Annotated in this window: 17 protein-coding genes; all 17 read right to left on the bottom strand. The window is 35.9% G+C overall.

The genetic code is table 11. The features are described from left to right. Positions 1 to 29: 29 nt before the first annotated feature. The 17 genes from BAU27_RS03665 to BAU27_RS03745 all read right to left on the bottom strand — a co-directional run bounded on the left by BAU27_RS03665 (position 30) and on the right by BAU27_RS03745 (position 15,546). Positions 30 to 485 carry a YpiF family protein gene (locus BAU27_RS03665; protein ID WP_071744914.1) on the bottom strand — a complete coding sequence of 152 codons (456 nt, stop codon included), beginning with the start codon at positions 483 to 485 and terminating at the stop codon, positions 30 to 32. A gap of 154 nt (positions 486 to 639) precedes the next feature. Then, positions 640 to 1,176, bottom strand: coding sequence for a ReoY family proteolytic degradation factor (locus tag BAU27_RS03670; protein WP_001095919.1), 537 nt, complete (start codon positions 1,174 to 1,176; stop codon positions 640 to 642). Between the two features lie 73 nt (positions 1,177 to 1,249). Continuing rightward, positions 1,250 to 2,512 (bottom strand): tetratricopeptide repeat protein, encoded by a 1,263-nt coding sequence (locus BAU27_RS03675; RefSeq protein ID WP_071744913.1) that lies wholly within the window; start codon positions 2,510 to 2,512, stop codon positions 1,250 to 1,252. 108 nt (positions 2,513 to 2,620) lie between these two features. Then, the gene (gene aroA / locus BAU27_RS03680; protein WP_071770139.1) at positions 2,621 to 3,895 is read right to left on the bottom strand and encodes a 3-phosphoshikimate 1-carboxyvinyltransferase; all 1,275 of its coding nucleotides are present in this window, start codon (positions 3,893 to 3,895) and stop codon (positions 2,621 to 2,623) included. A gap of 157 nt (positions 3,896 to 4,052) precedes the next feature. Further along, positions 4,053 to 5,165 carry a histidinol-phosphate transaminase gene (hisC, locus tag BAU27_RS03685; RefSeq protein ID WP_071744911.1) on the bottom strand — a complete coding sequence of 371 codons (1,113 nt, stop codon included), beginning with the start codon at positions 5,163 to 5,165 and terminating at the stop codon, positions 4,053 to 4,055. 117 nt (positions 5,166 to 5,282) lie between these two features. Further along, positions 5,283 to 6,368, bottom strand: a complete 1,086-nt coding sequence (gene aroB, locus BAU27_RS03690) for a 3-dehydroquinate synthase (protein ID WP_071744910.1) — start codon at positions 6,366 to 6,368, stop codon at positions 5,283 to 5,285. Beyond that, positions 6,368 to 7,540, bottom strand: a complete 1,173-nt coding sequence (aroC, locus tag BAU27_RS03695) for a chorismate synthase (RefSeq protein WP_071770140.1) — start codon at positions 7,538 to 7,540, stop codon at positions 6,368 to 6,370. Before aroC ends, aroB begins: the two co-directional genes overlap by 1 nt. Before the next feature lie 230 nt (positions 7,541 to 7,770). Next, entirely contained in the window at positions 7,771 to 8,217 is a 447-nt protein-coding gene (ndk, locus tag BAU27_RS03700; protein ID WP_002064527.1) for a nucleoside-diphosphate kinase, read from the bottom strand. A gap of 124 nt (positions 8,218 to 8,341) precedes the next feature. Beyond that, positions 8,342 to 9,304: a heptaprenyl diphosphate synthase component II gene (hepT, locus tag BAU27_RS03705; protein ID WP_071770141.1), complete on the bottom strand. Its 963-nt coding sequence runs from the start codon at positions 9,302 to 9,304 to the stop codon at positions 8,342 to 8,344. 31 nt (positions 9,305 to 9,335) lie between these two features. After that, positions 9,336 to 10,049: a demethylmenaquinone methyltransferase gene (locus tag BAU27_RS03710; RefSeq protein WP_071770142.1), complete on the bottom strand. Its 714-nt coding sequence runs from the start codon at positions 10,047 to 10,049 to the stop codon at positions 9,336 to 9,338. Between the two features lie 29 nt (positions 10,050 to 10,078). Beyond that, positions 10,079 to 10,831, bottom strand: coding sequence for a heptaprenyl diphosphate synthase component 1 (locus BAU27_RS03715; protein WP_000332838.1), 753 nt, complete (start codon positions 10,829 to 10,831; stop codon positions 10,079 to 10,081). A gap of 271 nt (positions 10,832 to 11,102) precedes the next feature. Continuing rightward, complete coding sequence (gene folE / locus BAU27_RS03720) at positions 11,103 to 11,672, bottom strand: GTP cyclohydrolase I FolE (RefSeq protein WP_071744906.1); 570 nt, start codon at positions 11,670 to 11,672, stop codon at positions 11,103 to 11,105. A 121-nt stretch (positions 11,673 to 11,793) separates the two neighbouring features. Next, complete coding sequence (locus BAU27_RS03725) at positions 11,794 to 12,066, bottom strand: HU family DNA-binding protein (RefSeq protein WP_001043860.1); 273 nt, start codon at positions 12,064 to 12,066, stop codon at positions 11,794 to 11,796. Between the two features lie 297 nt (positions 12,067 to 12,363). Beyond that, a complete protein-coding gene (gene spoIVA / locus BAU27_RS03730) occupies positions 12,364 to 13,842 on the bottom strand; it encodes a stage IV sporulation protein A (RefSeq protein ID WP_000416521.1) in 1,479 nt (492 codons plus the stop codon). A 242-nt stretch (positions 13,843 to 14,084) separates the two neighbouring features. Beyond that, complete coding sequence (locus BAU27_RS03735) at positions 14,085 to 14,798, bottom strand: hypothetical protein (protein ID WP_071770143.1); 714 nt, start codon at positions 14,796 to 14,798, stop codon at positions 14,085 to 14,087. A 65-nt stretch (positions 14,799 to 14,863) separates the two neighbouring features. After that, positions 14,864 to 15,067, bottom strand: a complete 204-nt coding sequence (locus BAU27_RS03740) for a DUF2768 domain-containing protein (RefSeq protein ID WP_001289003.1) — start codon at positions 15,065 to 15,067, stop codon at positions 14,864 to 14,866. A 227-nt stretch (positions 15,068 to 15,294) separates the two neighbouring features. Beyond that, the gene (locus BAU27_RS03745) at positions 15,295 to 15,546 is read right to left on the bottom strand and encodes a stage VI sporulation protein F (RefSeq protein ID WP_000369757.1); all 252 of its coding nucleotides are present in this window, start codon (positions 15,544 to 15,546) and stop codon (positions 15,295 to 15,297) included. Positions 15,547 to 15,657 lie beyond the last annotated feature (111 nt).

Raw genomic sequence — 15,657 nt, forward strand, 5'->3', positions numbered from 1 at the left:
TCATAATAATAAGAACTTTCTGTTTATTATTATTTTCCCCATCTTTCTTCTAACATTACCATAATATTTTTTATATGAGCGTGAATGACTTCTCTCTTCGCTTGATCACTAAATTGCTCTAACGCCAATGAAGGAAACCAAAATAAATCCCCTGGTAACTCTTGCATATCTTCTTTCCATGAAAAATCACTTGTAACATAAGCAATATGCTTAAAACCTTGGCTTTGCAAATGATCTGTCCACTCTTGCAAACGAGCTTTTTCTTTCTTTTGACTTTCTACTAAATACGTAAATGCAGGTAGTAAAAGCACTCTTCCTTTATATTCTCTTTCCAACTCCATACTCAACAATTCTATAAATTCACCTTGTTCTACTACCATTTTCATTTCTTTTGCTGCTGAAATTGATAAAAGAGGTATTACTCCTGTATCTACATACTCTCTTGCTTGCTCAAACTGTTCCACGTCTTTTACAATCCATTTCACATTTCTCCCCTCCCTCTAATCAAAATGACAGAACTTTCACTTTATATATATTAAACCATACTAAAAGAGGTAAAAAAAGAAAAACTACCCAAGTTAGATAGTTTTTCTTAAAAAGAGTCTGAAATTTGTAAAAATTTAATAATCCAAATAAATTCTATAAAGTCTTTAACTCCGCTGTTAACCTATGAAACGCTTCCTTATCTTGCTTATCCAGCGCTTCATCAATTTGTTTCAAAAGACGTTCTCTTCTAAACGAAAATACACTCTCTTCTAAAAATCTCTCTGCAAGTAAACGATCCTTTTCATTTACTTCAATATGCTTTGGTAAATATGGATTGTCTTCTAATACAGCTACATAATTTGCATTTTGGAACGATGATTTAAAGTTGAGTTGAATATAAATATCCTCATCTCGATTTAAACGAATATCATGAAACGACTTTTCAGCATCTGTTGTCATAACATTTTGTTTAAAAAAGTGAAACGGTGTGTCCTTCACGCAATTTGCTGACATCACTAAGCCACGCGGACAATATTTTGCATGCTCTACGAAGTGGACTTTATGCATTAATTGGTCGTGACTCATTAAATAATTCAAAATCCATACACATTCACGCTGTTTCAGTTGGTAGTTATTCAAAAACCATTTTACAAAATCCTTCTTCTCGTTTACAGAAACAGGGGTATTCATAGCAATTAAGTCCCTCCTCTGTCTTTCTCTTTTCTTTTTAGATTCAAGAAGCGGCATTCAGTTTCCTTCCAACTTATGAAAAATCCTCTAAATTATATAACAACTCTTCAATATGAATTTGTGTCGGGTCTAGTTGTAATAACTGAACAAACACTTCTTTGGCCTCTTTTCGCATTCCTTCTTCCAATAAGAAATAGCCGTACTCTTCCAAGAAGTCTGGATGATTCTTAAAAGAAGTATATGCACTTTCATAGTGTTTTAATGCATCCGAATACATTTCTAATTGTTTTTTTGCAAACGCAAGATCCCAAAGTAATTGTGTATCTTGCTCTCCACTATCAATAGCACGCTCTACAACTGTAATTAACTCTTCATACTTTTCTTGTCCTTTTAAGATATACGCATATTTTAATATTGCACCTAAATGTCCTGGATCTAACTCAAGCGCTTTTTGAAGTACTTCCTCTGCCTCTGCTACTTTTCCTAATTTAGCTGCAATGTTCGCTAATTCTACATAAAACGGAACAGCAAGCTCATCTACTTTAATTCCTTCATGAAGTGTTTCATAGCTTTCTTGAAGCATTCCTTCTTTTTCATAGCTTTTCGCTAAATACATGTATAGTGATGCATACTCAGGGTCTAATTCTTTTAGTTCTTGCCAAGCACCAATTGCTCTTTGATATTCTTCTCCTTGATATAATGTGAACGCATATCCAAATAAGGAGTGAATATCTTTTTGTTCCTCTAAGCCTGCTTCATAGTAAGAGATCGCCTCTTCCCAGTTTCCAATCGCACTTAACGTTTCTGCAAGGCGAAGTGCAATGACAACACCACCCATTACTTTATGCTCCGCTAATAGCGACTCGTAATAAGTGATTGCCTTTTGTTCTTCACCTTTACTACTATATAATTCTGCTAATCCAAACGTAATAACAGGCTCTTCAGGCATGATTTCTTTCGCCTTCAATAGTTTTTGCTCTGCTACATCATCAAAACCTTGCATTTGGAATAAATCCGCAACAAGTAATAACGATTGAACATATAAATCATCATTTTCTGGAATATCATGAAGTACTTCAATTGCTTCATCTTCTTTGTCTAAATCAATATATAATTCTGCTAAAAATACCGTAAATTCACTTTCTTCCGGATATAATAAACGTAAGTCTTCAGTAATTGCTAACGCCTCATCCGTAAATCCAAGTGTATGATAGTAGCGAGCGATATCATACTTCTCTTCATCATTCGCAACTTGTAATTGTTCTTTTAATAATTGTAATCCTTTTTCCGCTTCACCATTTTCAATATATGTAACAGCTTGTTCAAACTTTTGCATAAACGTCTCCTTTAATTCAAAAAATATTTCTCTTCTGTTCACTTATCATAAGCAACTAGGTGTAAGAACGCAACCTTTTGAGTGAACTGCCTCTTCCTATACTTTCTCTTATAGCGCAGCTAATTGTTCAAAAAAGTTCGGATACGATACAGAGACCGCATCGCTATTCTCTATTTTTACTTCTCCATCTATAATACAAGATGCGATTGCTAGCATCATCCCAATACGATGATCGCCGTGACTATTAACAGCATTTCCTTTTAAATTTTGTTTACCATATATAATCATACCATCTGGTGTAGCTTCAATTTTCGCACCTAATTTGCCTAATTCATCTACAACAGTATCGATACGGTTTGTTTCTTTTACTTTTAACTCCTCAGCGTCTTTAATAACAGTAATTCCTTCTGCCTGCGTTGCCAATAAAGCAATTACAGGAATTTCATCAATTAACCTTGGAATAAGCGATCCACCAATCTCTATTCCTTTTAGTTTCGATGTTTCAATCGTAATATCCCCGCACGGTTCAAACTCTTCGTTTCTAATATTATCGATAGAAATAAGTGCACCCATCTTTGTTAAAACATCTAAAATCCCTGTTCGCGTTGGATTTAAACCGACATTTTCCAATACAAGCTTACTTTTTTGGACAATTGCACCAGCTACTAAGAAAAATGCAGCCGAAGAAATATCTCCTGGAACTTCTATGTCTGTCCCTTTAAGTTGTTGGCCACCTTGTAATGACACGGTACGTTCATTAACATCTACTGTACAACCGAATGCACGTAACATCCTCTCTGTATGATCACGAGACTGCATAGGCTCTGTTACTGTAGTTACACCTTCTCCTTGCAAACCTGCAAGTAAAACTGCCGATTTCACTTGTGCACTTGCTACTGGTGAATCGTAATGCATACCTTTCACCTTTCCACCACGAATAGATAAAGGTGTATATTGTCCATTTTCTCTACCATCAATTTGAGCGTTCATCTTACTAAGCGGGTCTGTAACACGTTTCATAGGACGTTTTCCAATTGATGCATCACCGATTATCGTACTATAGAACGGCGTATTAGCTAAAATCCCAAGCATAAGACGAATAGTCGTCCCTGAATTCCCCACATCTAATACTTCTTTCGGTTCTTGTAAATTATGTAATCCTTTACCGTAAATCGTGACATCGTTACCACTCTGTTCAATCTTGACACCTAGTTTTTGAAAACATGCAATTGTACTTAAACAATCTTCTCCTAATAAAAAATTTGATACTTTCGTCGTCCCTTCTGCTATCGCCCCAAACATAACAGAGCGATGCGAAATAGATTTATCTCCTGGAACAACAATTTTTCCATTCAAACTATTTTTTCGTCCTACTAGTTTCAAAATGTATCCTCCTCACATTTTAAATAAGTTATATGTACAATAGTCCTTCTTATACGTCTACTTCTATTGTAACGTTTTCTTTCTTGAACGTGCAAACAACTCCCCTTATTACAGTTCAAATAAAAAAGACTCCTATACTAGGAGCCTTCACTATTTATTAAGAATACGTTTCTTCTTTTTTCACTTGTTCTTTTACAAGTTCCGTAAGCAACTCAATAATCTCAGCATTTTCTTCTTTAAGCCCAACAGTAATACGAATACCATCATGTATACCAAATGCAGCACCAGAACGAACGATATATCCTTTTTTCATTAATCGTTCGAAAGCTTCATTACCAGGTATACCGAGCTTCAAGAAAATAAAATTCGTTTGGGATGGATAGTAGAATACGTTATATTCCTTACAAAATGCATAATATTGATTTAACCCTTCGGCATTTTTCTTCACGCACTCTTGTAAAAACTGTTGATCTTCTATTGCCGCTAATGCTACTGCTTGGGCGATAGTTGATGTGTTAAATGGCAGTCTCGCTACCTCTAGCTGCCCTATAAGCTTTGCATCCCCAATCGCATATCCAATACGAAAAGCAGCTAATCCATATGCTTTTGAGAATGTGCGTAGCACCATAAGATTTTCGTATTTTTCAAGAAGAGGCAATGTTTGCGGATAATCTTCTGCCCCAGCATATTCATAATATGCTTCGTCCATAATAACGAGCACTGACTTTGGAACTGATTCTAAAAATGAAAGTAATTTTTGTTTTTCTACATATGTACCTGTCGGGTTATTCGGATTACAAATCCATACAATCTTCGTTTTGTCATCTACTTGTTGCAACATCGCATCTAAATCGTGAATACCTTCTTTAAGTGGTACTTCACGAACTTCCGCTCCTTCAATAACAGCATGGTGATGATATTGCGAGAACGTAGGGTTCGCCATTACAACATTTGTTCCATTATGGAGCAAAGCACGACTAATCATTTGAATGACTTCATCTAGCCCACTACCAAATAAAAGTTGTTCCGCTTTTACACCTAAATGCTCTGCTACTTTCTCCCGAAGTTCAAAAGCCGCCCCATCCGGATAGAGTGCATATTGATTGGCTAACGAAGTTAATGCTTCTGTCACACGCGCAGAGCAGCCAAATGGATTTTCATTCGACGCTAACTTCACAATTTTTGACAATCCATATTCTCTTTTTACTTCTTCAATATTTTTCCCAGGTACATATGCTCTCAAAGTTAACAATTGCTCTTTTACTCTCACTTTTCTTCCCCCAGTCATTGATATGATTTATAATTCCTTACTGTCATCTTTAATCATAACCGTCACCATTACGAGAATACCTCTACATATGCATTTCATACCTATTCTACAACTTTTCTAGACCATATCCTTTTGAAATGCTTTTAACGCAATATGAACAGTCTCATCTGAAATAGATACGACATTCACTACCCCATATTCCTGCATAAGTACCATATGAATTGTTCCTGCATTCGCTTTCTTATCTTGTTTCATCAGTTGAACGAGGCGCTCTACATTCAAATCACTTGGCATCTTTGGATAGCCGTATTTCAAGAACCACTGCTTCATCTCTTCATAAGCAAGATCAACCTTGTACACTTGCTCACTTAAAAATATAGCAAATAACATACCAACCGCTACTCCATCACCGTGAGTAATATTTCCATACCCTAACTCTTTTTCAAGAGCATGTCCTAACGTATGCCCAAAATTCAAATGGGCACGTACACCTTTTTCTGTTTCGTCTTGTGACACAATGTTCGCTTTCACAGGAATCGCCTTCGTTAATATGTGAATTAATTTTTCATCACGAAGATCCGTTAATGTTTGCACTTCTTCTTTTAACCAATGATATAGCTTTACATCACCAATAAGAGCATGCTTTATCACTTCTGCATAACCTGATCTCCACTCTTTTTCAGGAAGTGAATGCAAAAATGGCGTATGATATACAACAGCTTCTGGCTGATGAAACGCTCCAATCATATTTTTTCCTAGTGGATGATTAATTGCTACTTTCCCGCCTACTGCACTATCGTGAGCTAATAAAGTCGTTGGAACTTGGACAAAGCGAATACCACGCATAAACGACGCGGCAACAAAGCCAGCCAAATCTCCAATCATTCCGCCTCCAAGTGCGATAATTAAAGAATTTCTATCTAATTTATTTTCAAGAGCCGAAGTGTGAGCCGCATAAAAATTTTCAAAAGACTTCTCTTTTTCGCCACTCGGTACAACAAACGAAAACACGTCCTGCTCTACTTGTAATGCATCAACAACTGTCTGTAAATGTAGTGATGAAACAGCTTCATCAGAAATGATCATTATGTTAGATACAGCAGGATTCATCTTTTGAATAAACGTTGTTAAATGTGACAACGCTTCTTTTCCAACATGTACATCATATTCTTTTGATTTCGTTTGAATATGTATGTTCTCCATTAAAATCCCCTCGCATATTCATTATGTTTCTCAATATTTTCACGTATAAGATCGATACGATCCAATCCAAATTGTTCAATTAAAACTGTCGCGAGCTCCCAAGCGACAACAGCTTCAGCCACAACGCTAGCTGCCGGTACTGCACAACTATCTGAACGTTCAATACTCGCTGTAAAAGGTTCTTTCGTATCAATATCAATACTTTGAAGCGGTTTATATAATGTCGGTATCGGTTTCATCACACCACGCACAATAACCGGCATACCAGTTGTCATACCACCTTCTACTCCACCTGCATTGTTCGTTTTTCTTCTGTACCCTTGCACTTCATCCCAAAGGATTTCATCATGCACTTCACTTCCAGGTCTATGCGCAGCTTCAAAACCAATTCCAATTTCAACACCTTTAAAAGCGTTAATACTCATAATTGCCGCTGCTAATTTTGCATCTAATTTTCTATCATAATGTACATAGCTACCTACTCCAATTGGCATACCTTCTACAACTACTTCAACAATACCGCCGATAGAATCACCATTTGCCTTCGCATCATCAATTGCTTGCATCATCTTTTTACCGACCTTTTCATCTAAACAACGTACAGGAGATGCTTCTGTAGTACTTTGTAATTCCTCAATAGAGTTATACGTAATATTTTCTGCCTGTACACCACCAATTTCGATAACATGTCCCGCTACTTGTATACCTAATTCTGCTAATATCCTTTTTGCAACTGCACCAGCTGCAACACGAACTGTCGTTTCACGTGCTGAAGAACGCTCTAATACATTTCTCATATCTCTATGACCATATTTAATCGCACCATTTAAATCTGCGTGTCCAGGTCTAGGTTTCGTAACTTGCCTTTTCATTTCTTTCTCTTCCTGCTCAGTTAACGGCTCTGCGCCCATAACCTTTGTCCAATGGGTGAAATCACGATTTTCAACAACAAGTGCAATTGGGGATCCCATCGTCTTCCCATGCCTAACACCACTTACAATTTGCACTTGGTCTTTCTCAATTTGCATGCGTCTACCGCGTCCATATCCTTTTTGTCTTCTAGCTAATTCTTCATTTATATCATTCGCTACTAAAGATAATCCTGCCGGAACACCTTCTAAAATTGTCGTAAGTTGCGGACCGTGGGATTCACCAGCTGTAATATATCGCATACGTTATTCCTCTTTTCACATATGTATTTATCCCGCTACATAAAGTAGCAATGGTATCTTTCATCATTTTCATAACGTTATACCTTTTACTTTACATACCAATATATCATAACAGTCCTAACTTCGTAACAAATCAAAATAAAAAAAGTGCAAGAAGAATACCCCTATTCTTCTTGCACTTTTTACTATTATCACAGTTATTAAAGCGTTTACAAATTATTTTAAAATAATTAGTAAATCCATTGATTCATTAATTTTGAGTAGTCTACCAATTCTTCTTCCTTAAAGAAAATAGCAATCTCGCGCTCTGCACTTTCTAAAGAATCCGAACCGTGGATAATGTTTTTCGCAACAGTTACACCGAAATCTCCGCGAATTGTTCCCATATCAGCTTCATGTGGGCGTGTTTTACCCATCATATTGCGCGCTGTATCTACTACATTTTCACCTTGCCATACCATTGCGAATACAGGGCCAGATGTAATAAAGTCTACTAATTCACCAAAGAAAGGTCTTTCTTTATGCTCACCGTAGTGTTGTTCAGCAATTTCCGGAGTAACTTGCATTAATTTTGCACCAACTAATTGAAAGCCCTTTTTCTCAAAACGAGCTACAATTTCCCCAATGAAGGCACGTTGTACACCGTCTGGTTTTACCATTAGAAATGTTTTTTCCATAAAAAATCTCTCCACTTCTGAATTATGTATGTAATTGTATATCCCCACACACATATTAACACCCTTATCACAATTGTGCAATAGTTTTGAAATAGAGAGATTATTTTATTTTTTAGAAAAAACACTAAAATTTTCGTTTTCCAATATACTTTGCGACATTTTGCAACGCATACTTCGCCTGTCCACGAGGGAGTGGTTTTATTATTTCTAATGCTTTATGTAAATAACGTTCACTAAACGAAAATGCTTTATCAATAGCTTCGCTCGCTTTAATATCATTAATAATTTCTTTCATTTCACTTGCTGTTGTATTTTCATGCACAGATTTAATTTTCTGACGAAGAACAGGATCTTCCATGGCATACAAAACAGGTAATGTAATGTTACCTTGTAATAAATCACCACCAGCAGGCTTTCCAAGCTTCTCTTCTGTCGATACGAAATCTAAAATATCATCAATAATTTGATAAGACATACCAACAAAATATCCATACCAAAATAGACGATTTACAGTATCACGATTAGCACCAGCAGCAATCGCTCCTAACTGACAACTCGCGGCGATTAATAATGCTGTTTTTCGTTTTATCCTTCTTAAATACGTTCTTAAATTTTGATCATAGTTATACTTATCTTTAATTTGTTCGATTTCACCTTTACAAACTTCTAAAATTGTATGAGATAGTGCCTGGTGTGCATCTGGAATTTCTATATTCGTTATACATTCAAGAGACTTCGCAAACAAGTAGTCTCCTGTATACATTGCAATACGATCTCCCCATTTCGCATTCACTGTTGCGCTACCGCGTCGTAAAAACGCAGCATCTATAACATCATCGTGAACAAGAGAAGCCATATGAATAAGTTCTAATGCAACCGCAACATGCTTAATTGCATCTAACTTATAATCCCCAAATTTCCCTGCAAGCAAAACAAAAACAGGGCGAATCCGCTTCCCACCTGCTTCAATAAGCTGTAATGCCGCTTCTTCTACTAACGGCTGCTCAGAAGCAACTGTCTTCTTCAATTCTTTTTCTATAACATTAATATCCGATCGTAAAAAAGAGTACATAAGTTGTAACTTCATATTGTTCACCTTAACCTAAAACGTCTTTTTTCTATTTTGATTCTGGTTTAACACCTAAATGCATAGCTGCTACACCAAAAGTAAATGGTTTCACTTTCACATTCTTAAGCCCAGCTTCTTCAAACATACTCGCTAACTCTTTCATCCCTGGGAATGTACTAGCGGATTCCTGAAGCCATGAATATTCTTTATAACTTTTTGCAAATATCTTTCCAAACAACGGCATGATATATTTAAAGTATAAGACATACCCTTGTCGAAAACCAATCATTGTTGGTTGAGACGTTTCTAAGCAAATTACTTTTCCACCAGGCTTTACTACACGCGTCATTTCTTTTAATACTTGCATGTAATCCGGAACGTTACGTAGCCCAAAACCAATCGTTACATAATCAAACGTATTATCTTCAAAAGGAAGTTCCATTGCATTTCCATGCATAAGTTCTACTTGCTTTAATTCTAAAGCTTCTACCTTTTGTTTACCGACAGCTAGCATATTTTCGCTAAAGTCTAAACCGTAAACCTTTCCATTTCCCCCTACAGCTCCTGCTAGCGCAATTGTCCAATCAGCTGTTCCGCAGCAAACATCGAGTGCCTTACTCCCAGGTTTCACATCCATAATTTTCATCGTTTCTTTGCGCCATACCTTATGCCTTTGAAAACTAATTACAGAATTCATCACATCGTATTTATCAGAAATTTTCTCAAATACGTCATGTACTCTTTCTTCTTTTGATTGTTGCATGCTCGTACCTTCTTCCAATGTAAAGTTGCTTATGTCCTTGATTTATCTCTTAACATAGAAATTATTTCATTAACTTCTGTATGATTCTCTAAAAATTTTTCTTCCTGCTTTTTCATTTCCATAAGCCATTCATTAATAACTGTTTCCAGATTTTTATCATCATCCAATGAGATTTTTTGAACCGCTTGAAAAACAGGTGAATTTTGTTTATCAGCATACAATTGACACTCTTTTTGAAGACGATTTTTTCCTAATACATAAGTTATATATGGTTTCCAATTGGATAAATGAAAATGATCACATGTTTTTTGCAACAGCGCAGATTCAATTATTACTACACTTTCCATTATGTCTTGAATCGTCACATGGGCTTTTTGATATAGCATAATTTTATGCTCATTAATCTCCTTAATTCCTTCAGCAAGTGCGCGAATTAAGATAATATCACAATTCATTGACAATAAGTAATAGTATAGACCACTATAATAATCGCCTGCAAGCACTGTCAATTGACGACGCTTATGAAATCCACTCGTCTCTTCGTTTGCTTTATTTGATACTTTTTCATGTGTATCAAGAGCAATTTGTACAAGCATAATCGTTACTACATAATGATCAATTTGTTCTTTATGTATATTTGCATCCTTTAATGCACCGTATAACAGCGCTATTTTTTCTTCATCAATAAATGGTTCTTCAATATAGTTTATAAAATAAGGATGGCGTAATTTCTCCATCAATTTCTCTTTAATACCAGCATACCCTCCGTAGATGTCACACACAAAAAATCACCCTTGTTTTCTAATTCATAAAATTTATTATAACACATACATTCTATTTTCTATAATCAAAACTTGGCTACTTCTGCCAAACTGTCACCGAATGCAGCCTCAACTTTCATTCATACGAATCATCTTCATCACTAACAACTACAAACATTCATTTGCACAAAAGGCAGAAATAATTTTCAACCTTTATATTCTTGCTCTTTCATACTAAAACTATATCATTTTTTTGCATATAAAAAAAAGAAAAGCAGTTTCCCGCTTTTCTTTACTTCGTCTTAATAAACGATAAAATTTCACTACGTGCTGCTGCATCATTTTCTAACACGCCGCGCACTGCAGTCGTTACTGTTTTTGCACCAGGCTTTTTCACACCACGCATCGTCATACACATATGCTCTGCTTCTACTACTACCATTACACCGTGCGGCTCTAGTACTTCCATAATAGAGTTAGCTACTGTTGATGTAATACGTTCTTGTAGTTGCGGACGACGTGCAATTGTGTCTACAGTACGAGCTAATTTACTTAGTCCCGTTACTTTTCCACCTTGCGGAATATATGCAACGTGAGCAACTCCATAAAAAGGAACAAGATGATGCTCACACATCGAATAGAATGGTATATCTTTTACTAGTACAAGCTCTTCGTGATCTTCTCCGAATACTTTGTGTAAATGCTCTTTTGGATCCTCATGCATCCCTGAGAATACTTCTGCGTACATTTTCGCAACACGCTTTGGTGTATCCAGTACTCCCTCGCGATTTGGGTCGTCTCCGATTGCCTCTAAAATAAGACGTACTGCTTGTTCAATTTGTTCTAAATTAACTTTTGCCATCCGCTAGCCCTCCCGAAAAACCTAAAAGTGATACGAACACATTCTAGCATATTTATGTTTTTAAAAGCAAAAAGAAGAGTTTCCAAAAAGGAACCTCTTCTTCCCTGTTAATATGTAAGGATTATTTAACCGCATCTTTTAACGCTTTACCAGGTTTGAATGCAGGTACTTTACTTGCAGCGATTTCAATCTCCTCACCTGTTTGTGGGTTACGACCTTTACGAGCCGCACGCTCACGAACTTCGAAGTTACCGAATCCGATAAGTTGTACTTTATCACCTTGTTTTAAAGCTTCTAAGATAGAATCAAAAACAGCGTCCACTGCTTTTGTTGCGTCCTTTTTAGAAAGGGAACTTGCTTCTGCAACAGCATTGATTAAATCTGTCTTGTTCATGCCATTCACCTCCTCCCAAAGATAAGACTGTATAATGATCATAAAATGAGTCTTACTTTCATTTGTAGGCAATTTTTGCAAATTCTATACTACAAAGATGTAGATAAATCATTATCAACGCCTATATTATACGATTCTCCTTTATAATTCAATATTTTTAAGGAAATTGTTACTCTTAAAATGTGAAAATCTGATGAAACTTGACAATTTACAACAAAGTATTAGATAATAACTGTTTATTTTACTATTACATACTCCAAAATAAAAAAATCCCTCTACAATTAGAGGGATTTTTTCTTATAATATAATCGCAATCAATCCGCCAGACCCTTCATTAATAATTCTTTCTAGCGTTTCTTTCAATTTATAACGCGCATTTTCTGGCATTAGAGATAATTTCGCTTGAATGCCCTCTCTAACAATCGAGCTAAGAGAGCGCCCAAATATATCAGAATTCCAAATTGATAGCGGATCATCTTCAAAATCTTGCATCAAATAACGAACTAGTTCTTCACTTTGTTTTTCAGTACCGATAATCGGTTCAAATGTTGATTCTACATCCACTTTAATCATATGAATAGACGGCGCAACCGCTTTTAATTTAACACCGAACCTGGAACCGTGACGAATAATTTCCGGCTCATCTAAGCTCATATCAGCTAATGCAGGCGCTGCTACTCCATATCCGGTTTGCTTTACCATACGCAGGGCATCCGCAACTTGGTCATACTCTGTTTTCGCATGAGATAAATCGAGCATAAGCTTCAATAAATGATCTTTCCCTCGAATTTCTACTCCTACTACTTCTTTTAAAATTTGATCATACAATTCATCTGGCGCATATAAATCAATCTCCGCCACACCTTGCCCCATATCGATGCCAGCTAGACTTGCTCGATCAATAAATTCATATTGACTAAACTGCCAAACGACACGGTCCACATCACGAAGACGTTTTATATCCTTTACAGTCTCTTGAACTGCTTCCTGATAACTTTGGCGTAACCAATGTCCTTCATTTAGCACCATTACCCAGCTTGGAAGGTTTACATTCACTTCTAAGACCGGGAACTCAAATAACGCTTCCCGAAGTACATTATACACATCTGTTTCTCTTAAACTCTCTACACTCATCGCAATTACTGGAATATCATATTCTTCTGATAAACTTTGACGTAACTGCTCTGTATCTGGATGATACGGCTGTACAGTATTGATAATCATAATGAAAGGCTTTCCTACTTCTTTTAACTCATTTACAACGCGTTCTTCTGCCTCTATATAATCTCTTCTTGGAATTTCACCAATTGTTCCATCTGTTGTAATAACGACACCAATTGTTGAATGCTCTTGAATTACTTTACGTGTTCCGATTTCTGCAGCTTCATGGAATGGAATAGGCTCTTCATACCAAGGAGTATTAATCATGCGTGGACCATTCTCATCTTCATAGCCTTTTGCTCCTGGAACCGTATACCCAACACAATCTACTAATCGAATATTCACTTCAAGACCTTCATCTACTTCAATAGAAACCGCTTGGTTTGGAACAAACTTCGGTTCCGTCGTCATTATTGTACGACCAGCAGCACTTTGAGGCAATTCATCCTGCGCTCTTTGACGGTCTGACTCATTTTCAATATTCGGAATAACAACAAGTTCCATAAATTTTTTTATAAATGTTGATTTCCCTGTTCGAACAGCTCCTACAACTCCAAAATAAATATCACCGCCTGTGCGTTCCGCAATATCTTTAAAAATATCTACCTTTTCCAAGTGATTCCCTCCCTCAATATTTTTGGGAATAATTCCACGTTTATAGTCAACTAATACCTTCTCTAACGTTGCCTATAATATCTGATATAATATAATGGTATTCTAGAAGTTCGGACAATATATCATATAATTTTGTCCAATTTCATATGACTATTTAAAAATACCTTTTGTTTGCATCGCAAGTTGTATAACATAAAAAACCTTTCTTCTAGAACTTATTCACTAAAAGAAAGGTTCATGACTTATGATTTTAAAAAAATTGGTTCGCCATTTTCCACTGTGTAAGGTAAAGAATATGCAGGGACAAACGGGGAATCTTTTAGTAGTATTTTCCGGATATCTTCCCCTTCTTTAAATTGCCCTTCATTTTTTTTCAGCGCTTCATATAAATCGATTCTATAATCAACAAACAATTCTCCTTTTTCATTGATTACAAGAGGGAGACTTTTTCCAGAGTACGGACTTGTCACTTGAGGTACCTCTTTATATCCTAGTTTTTTGAAATCTAATTCATAAACACCATCTGTAATCACTTTTTTAAAAGGTGGATATTGATGTTCATCACGATACATCCTTAACTTTAATGCTACTTCTTGAATTTGTTCCGCCATCCTAACATCAATTAACTTTACTGTCGGATTTGTTTCAACATCTATTAATACATATTGATACACTCCCCCACTTTCATACGCATTCCCTGGTGCCTCTTGTATGTATCTCGGAGCAATTTTTTGAAAATCAATTGGATATTTTTGATAAATCGGCGTACTCATATCACGCGTCTTAATTGGCAATAAACCATTCGTTTGTTCCTTGTATGTAGTAATAGCTTTTTGAACAACTTGTAACTGATCTTCATAAGGAATAGCGTTTTGTTTCATATTTTCTCCCGGATACATACACCCTGTCAAAATGCTTATGCAACAAAATATTAAAATAATATGGATTTTTTTCACTGGTAATCACCTTTTCCCGCTAGTATGGACTGTTCCTTTTGTAACATTTACAGACTACACATCCTCTACTGCTCAATAGGGCCACTAAATACAACAAGGAAAATAATAATTCCAGATACAATCATGAGGGTGTACGCTACTAAAGCTGTAATCCCTTTCAAAATTTTATTCTTCATTTTATGCCTACTTAATAAAATAAAACTTACTGCAAGAAACATAAATCCAATTGCCCCTAAAGCAAACCACATTTTCATAAGCCCTTCCGACATATATACACCCCTTTACTTTCAATCTATTTTTATACTATTTTAACAAATTAAAATCTTTAAACAAATAAATTTCATCATTTTGCCGTGAATTGATGAAATTTATTTAAAATAATAAAACCGAAGCACGAAATGATGTGCTTCGGTTGACCAAATATGCCCTTACCAGCTCTATTCCCATTCTTTCATGACTATCATATGCATTCTCTAAACTCTTTGTTTCTCATAATTTATTTTTTAAACATTTTACTTAACGAACCAAAATCCGCTGGCATATTATTGTTAATGATAGCTTTTACAATTTGATCCTCTTGCTCTTTCGGCACTTCACGTCCTGCCATTAGAGCAACTTGATGAATCAATTGACGAAGCACTTGCTCATCACGCAAGTTCGCATTTTGTACAGATGATGCTAATTTAAAAATATCTTCTTTATTCACTTTCGCCTCTTTTTCAATGTTACTAAAAATGTTGTTATCCATTTTTTTCACCCTCTCCTCAAGTTACTCTTTATCCTATGCAAAAATGAAAAATTGGTGAAAAAACCCAGGGAATAAAAAAAAAAAAACGGTAGAAGTACAAAATGTACTTCT

The sequence above is a fragment of the Bacillus sp. NH11B genome, from assembly GCF_001884205.1.
GTDB lineage: Bacteria > Bacillota > Bacilli > Bacillales > Bacillaceae_G > Bacillus_A > Bacillus_A proteolyticus.

Coding starts and splice junctions, on each gene's coding strand:
- BAU27_RS03740 (WP_001289003.1), bottom strand. CDS start 15,067: ATGTCGGAAGGGCTTATGAAAATGTGGTTTGCTTTAGGGGCAATTGGA.
- BAU27_RS03710 (WP_071770142.1), bottom strand. CDS start 10,049: ATGCAACAATCAAAAGAAGAAAGAGTACATGACGTATTTGAGAAAATT.
- aroB (WP_071744910.1), bottom strand. CDS start 6,368: ATGGAGAACATACATATTCAAACGAAATCAAAAGAATATGATGTACAT.
- aroC (WP_071770140.1), bottom strand. CDS start 7,540: ATGCGATATATTACAGCTGGTGAATCCCACGGTCCGCAACTTACGACA.
- folE (WP_071744906.1), bottom strand. CDS start 11,672: ATGGCAAAAGTTAATTTAGAACAAATTGAACAAGCAGTACGTCTTATT.
- BAU27_RS03670 (WP_001095919.1), bottom strand. CDS start 1,176: ATGAATACCCCTGTTTCTGTAAACGAGAAGAAGGATTTTGTAAAATGG.
- BAU27_RS03745 (WP_000369757.1), bottom strand. CDS start 15,546: ATGGATAACAACATTTTTAGTAACATTGAAAAAGAGGCGAAAGTGAAT.
- BAU27_RS03675 (WP_071744913.1), bottom strand. CDS start 2,512: ATGCAAAAGTTTGAACAAGCTGTTACATATATTGAAAATGGTGAAGCG.
- hepT (WP_071770141.1), bottom strand. CDS start 9,304: ATGAAGTTACAACTTATGTACTCTTTTTTACGATCGGATATTAATGTT.
- ndk (WP_002064527.1), bottom strand. CDS start 8,217: ATGGAAAAAACATTTCTAATGGTAAAACCAGACGGTGTACAACGTGCC.
- BAU27_RS03725 (WP_001043860.1), bottom strand. CDS start 12,066: ATGAACAAGACAGATTTAATCAATGCTGTTGCAGAAGCAAGTTCCCTT.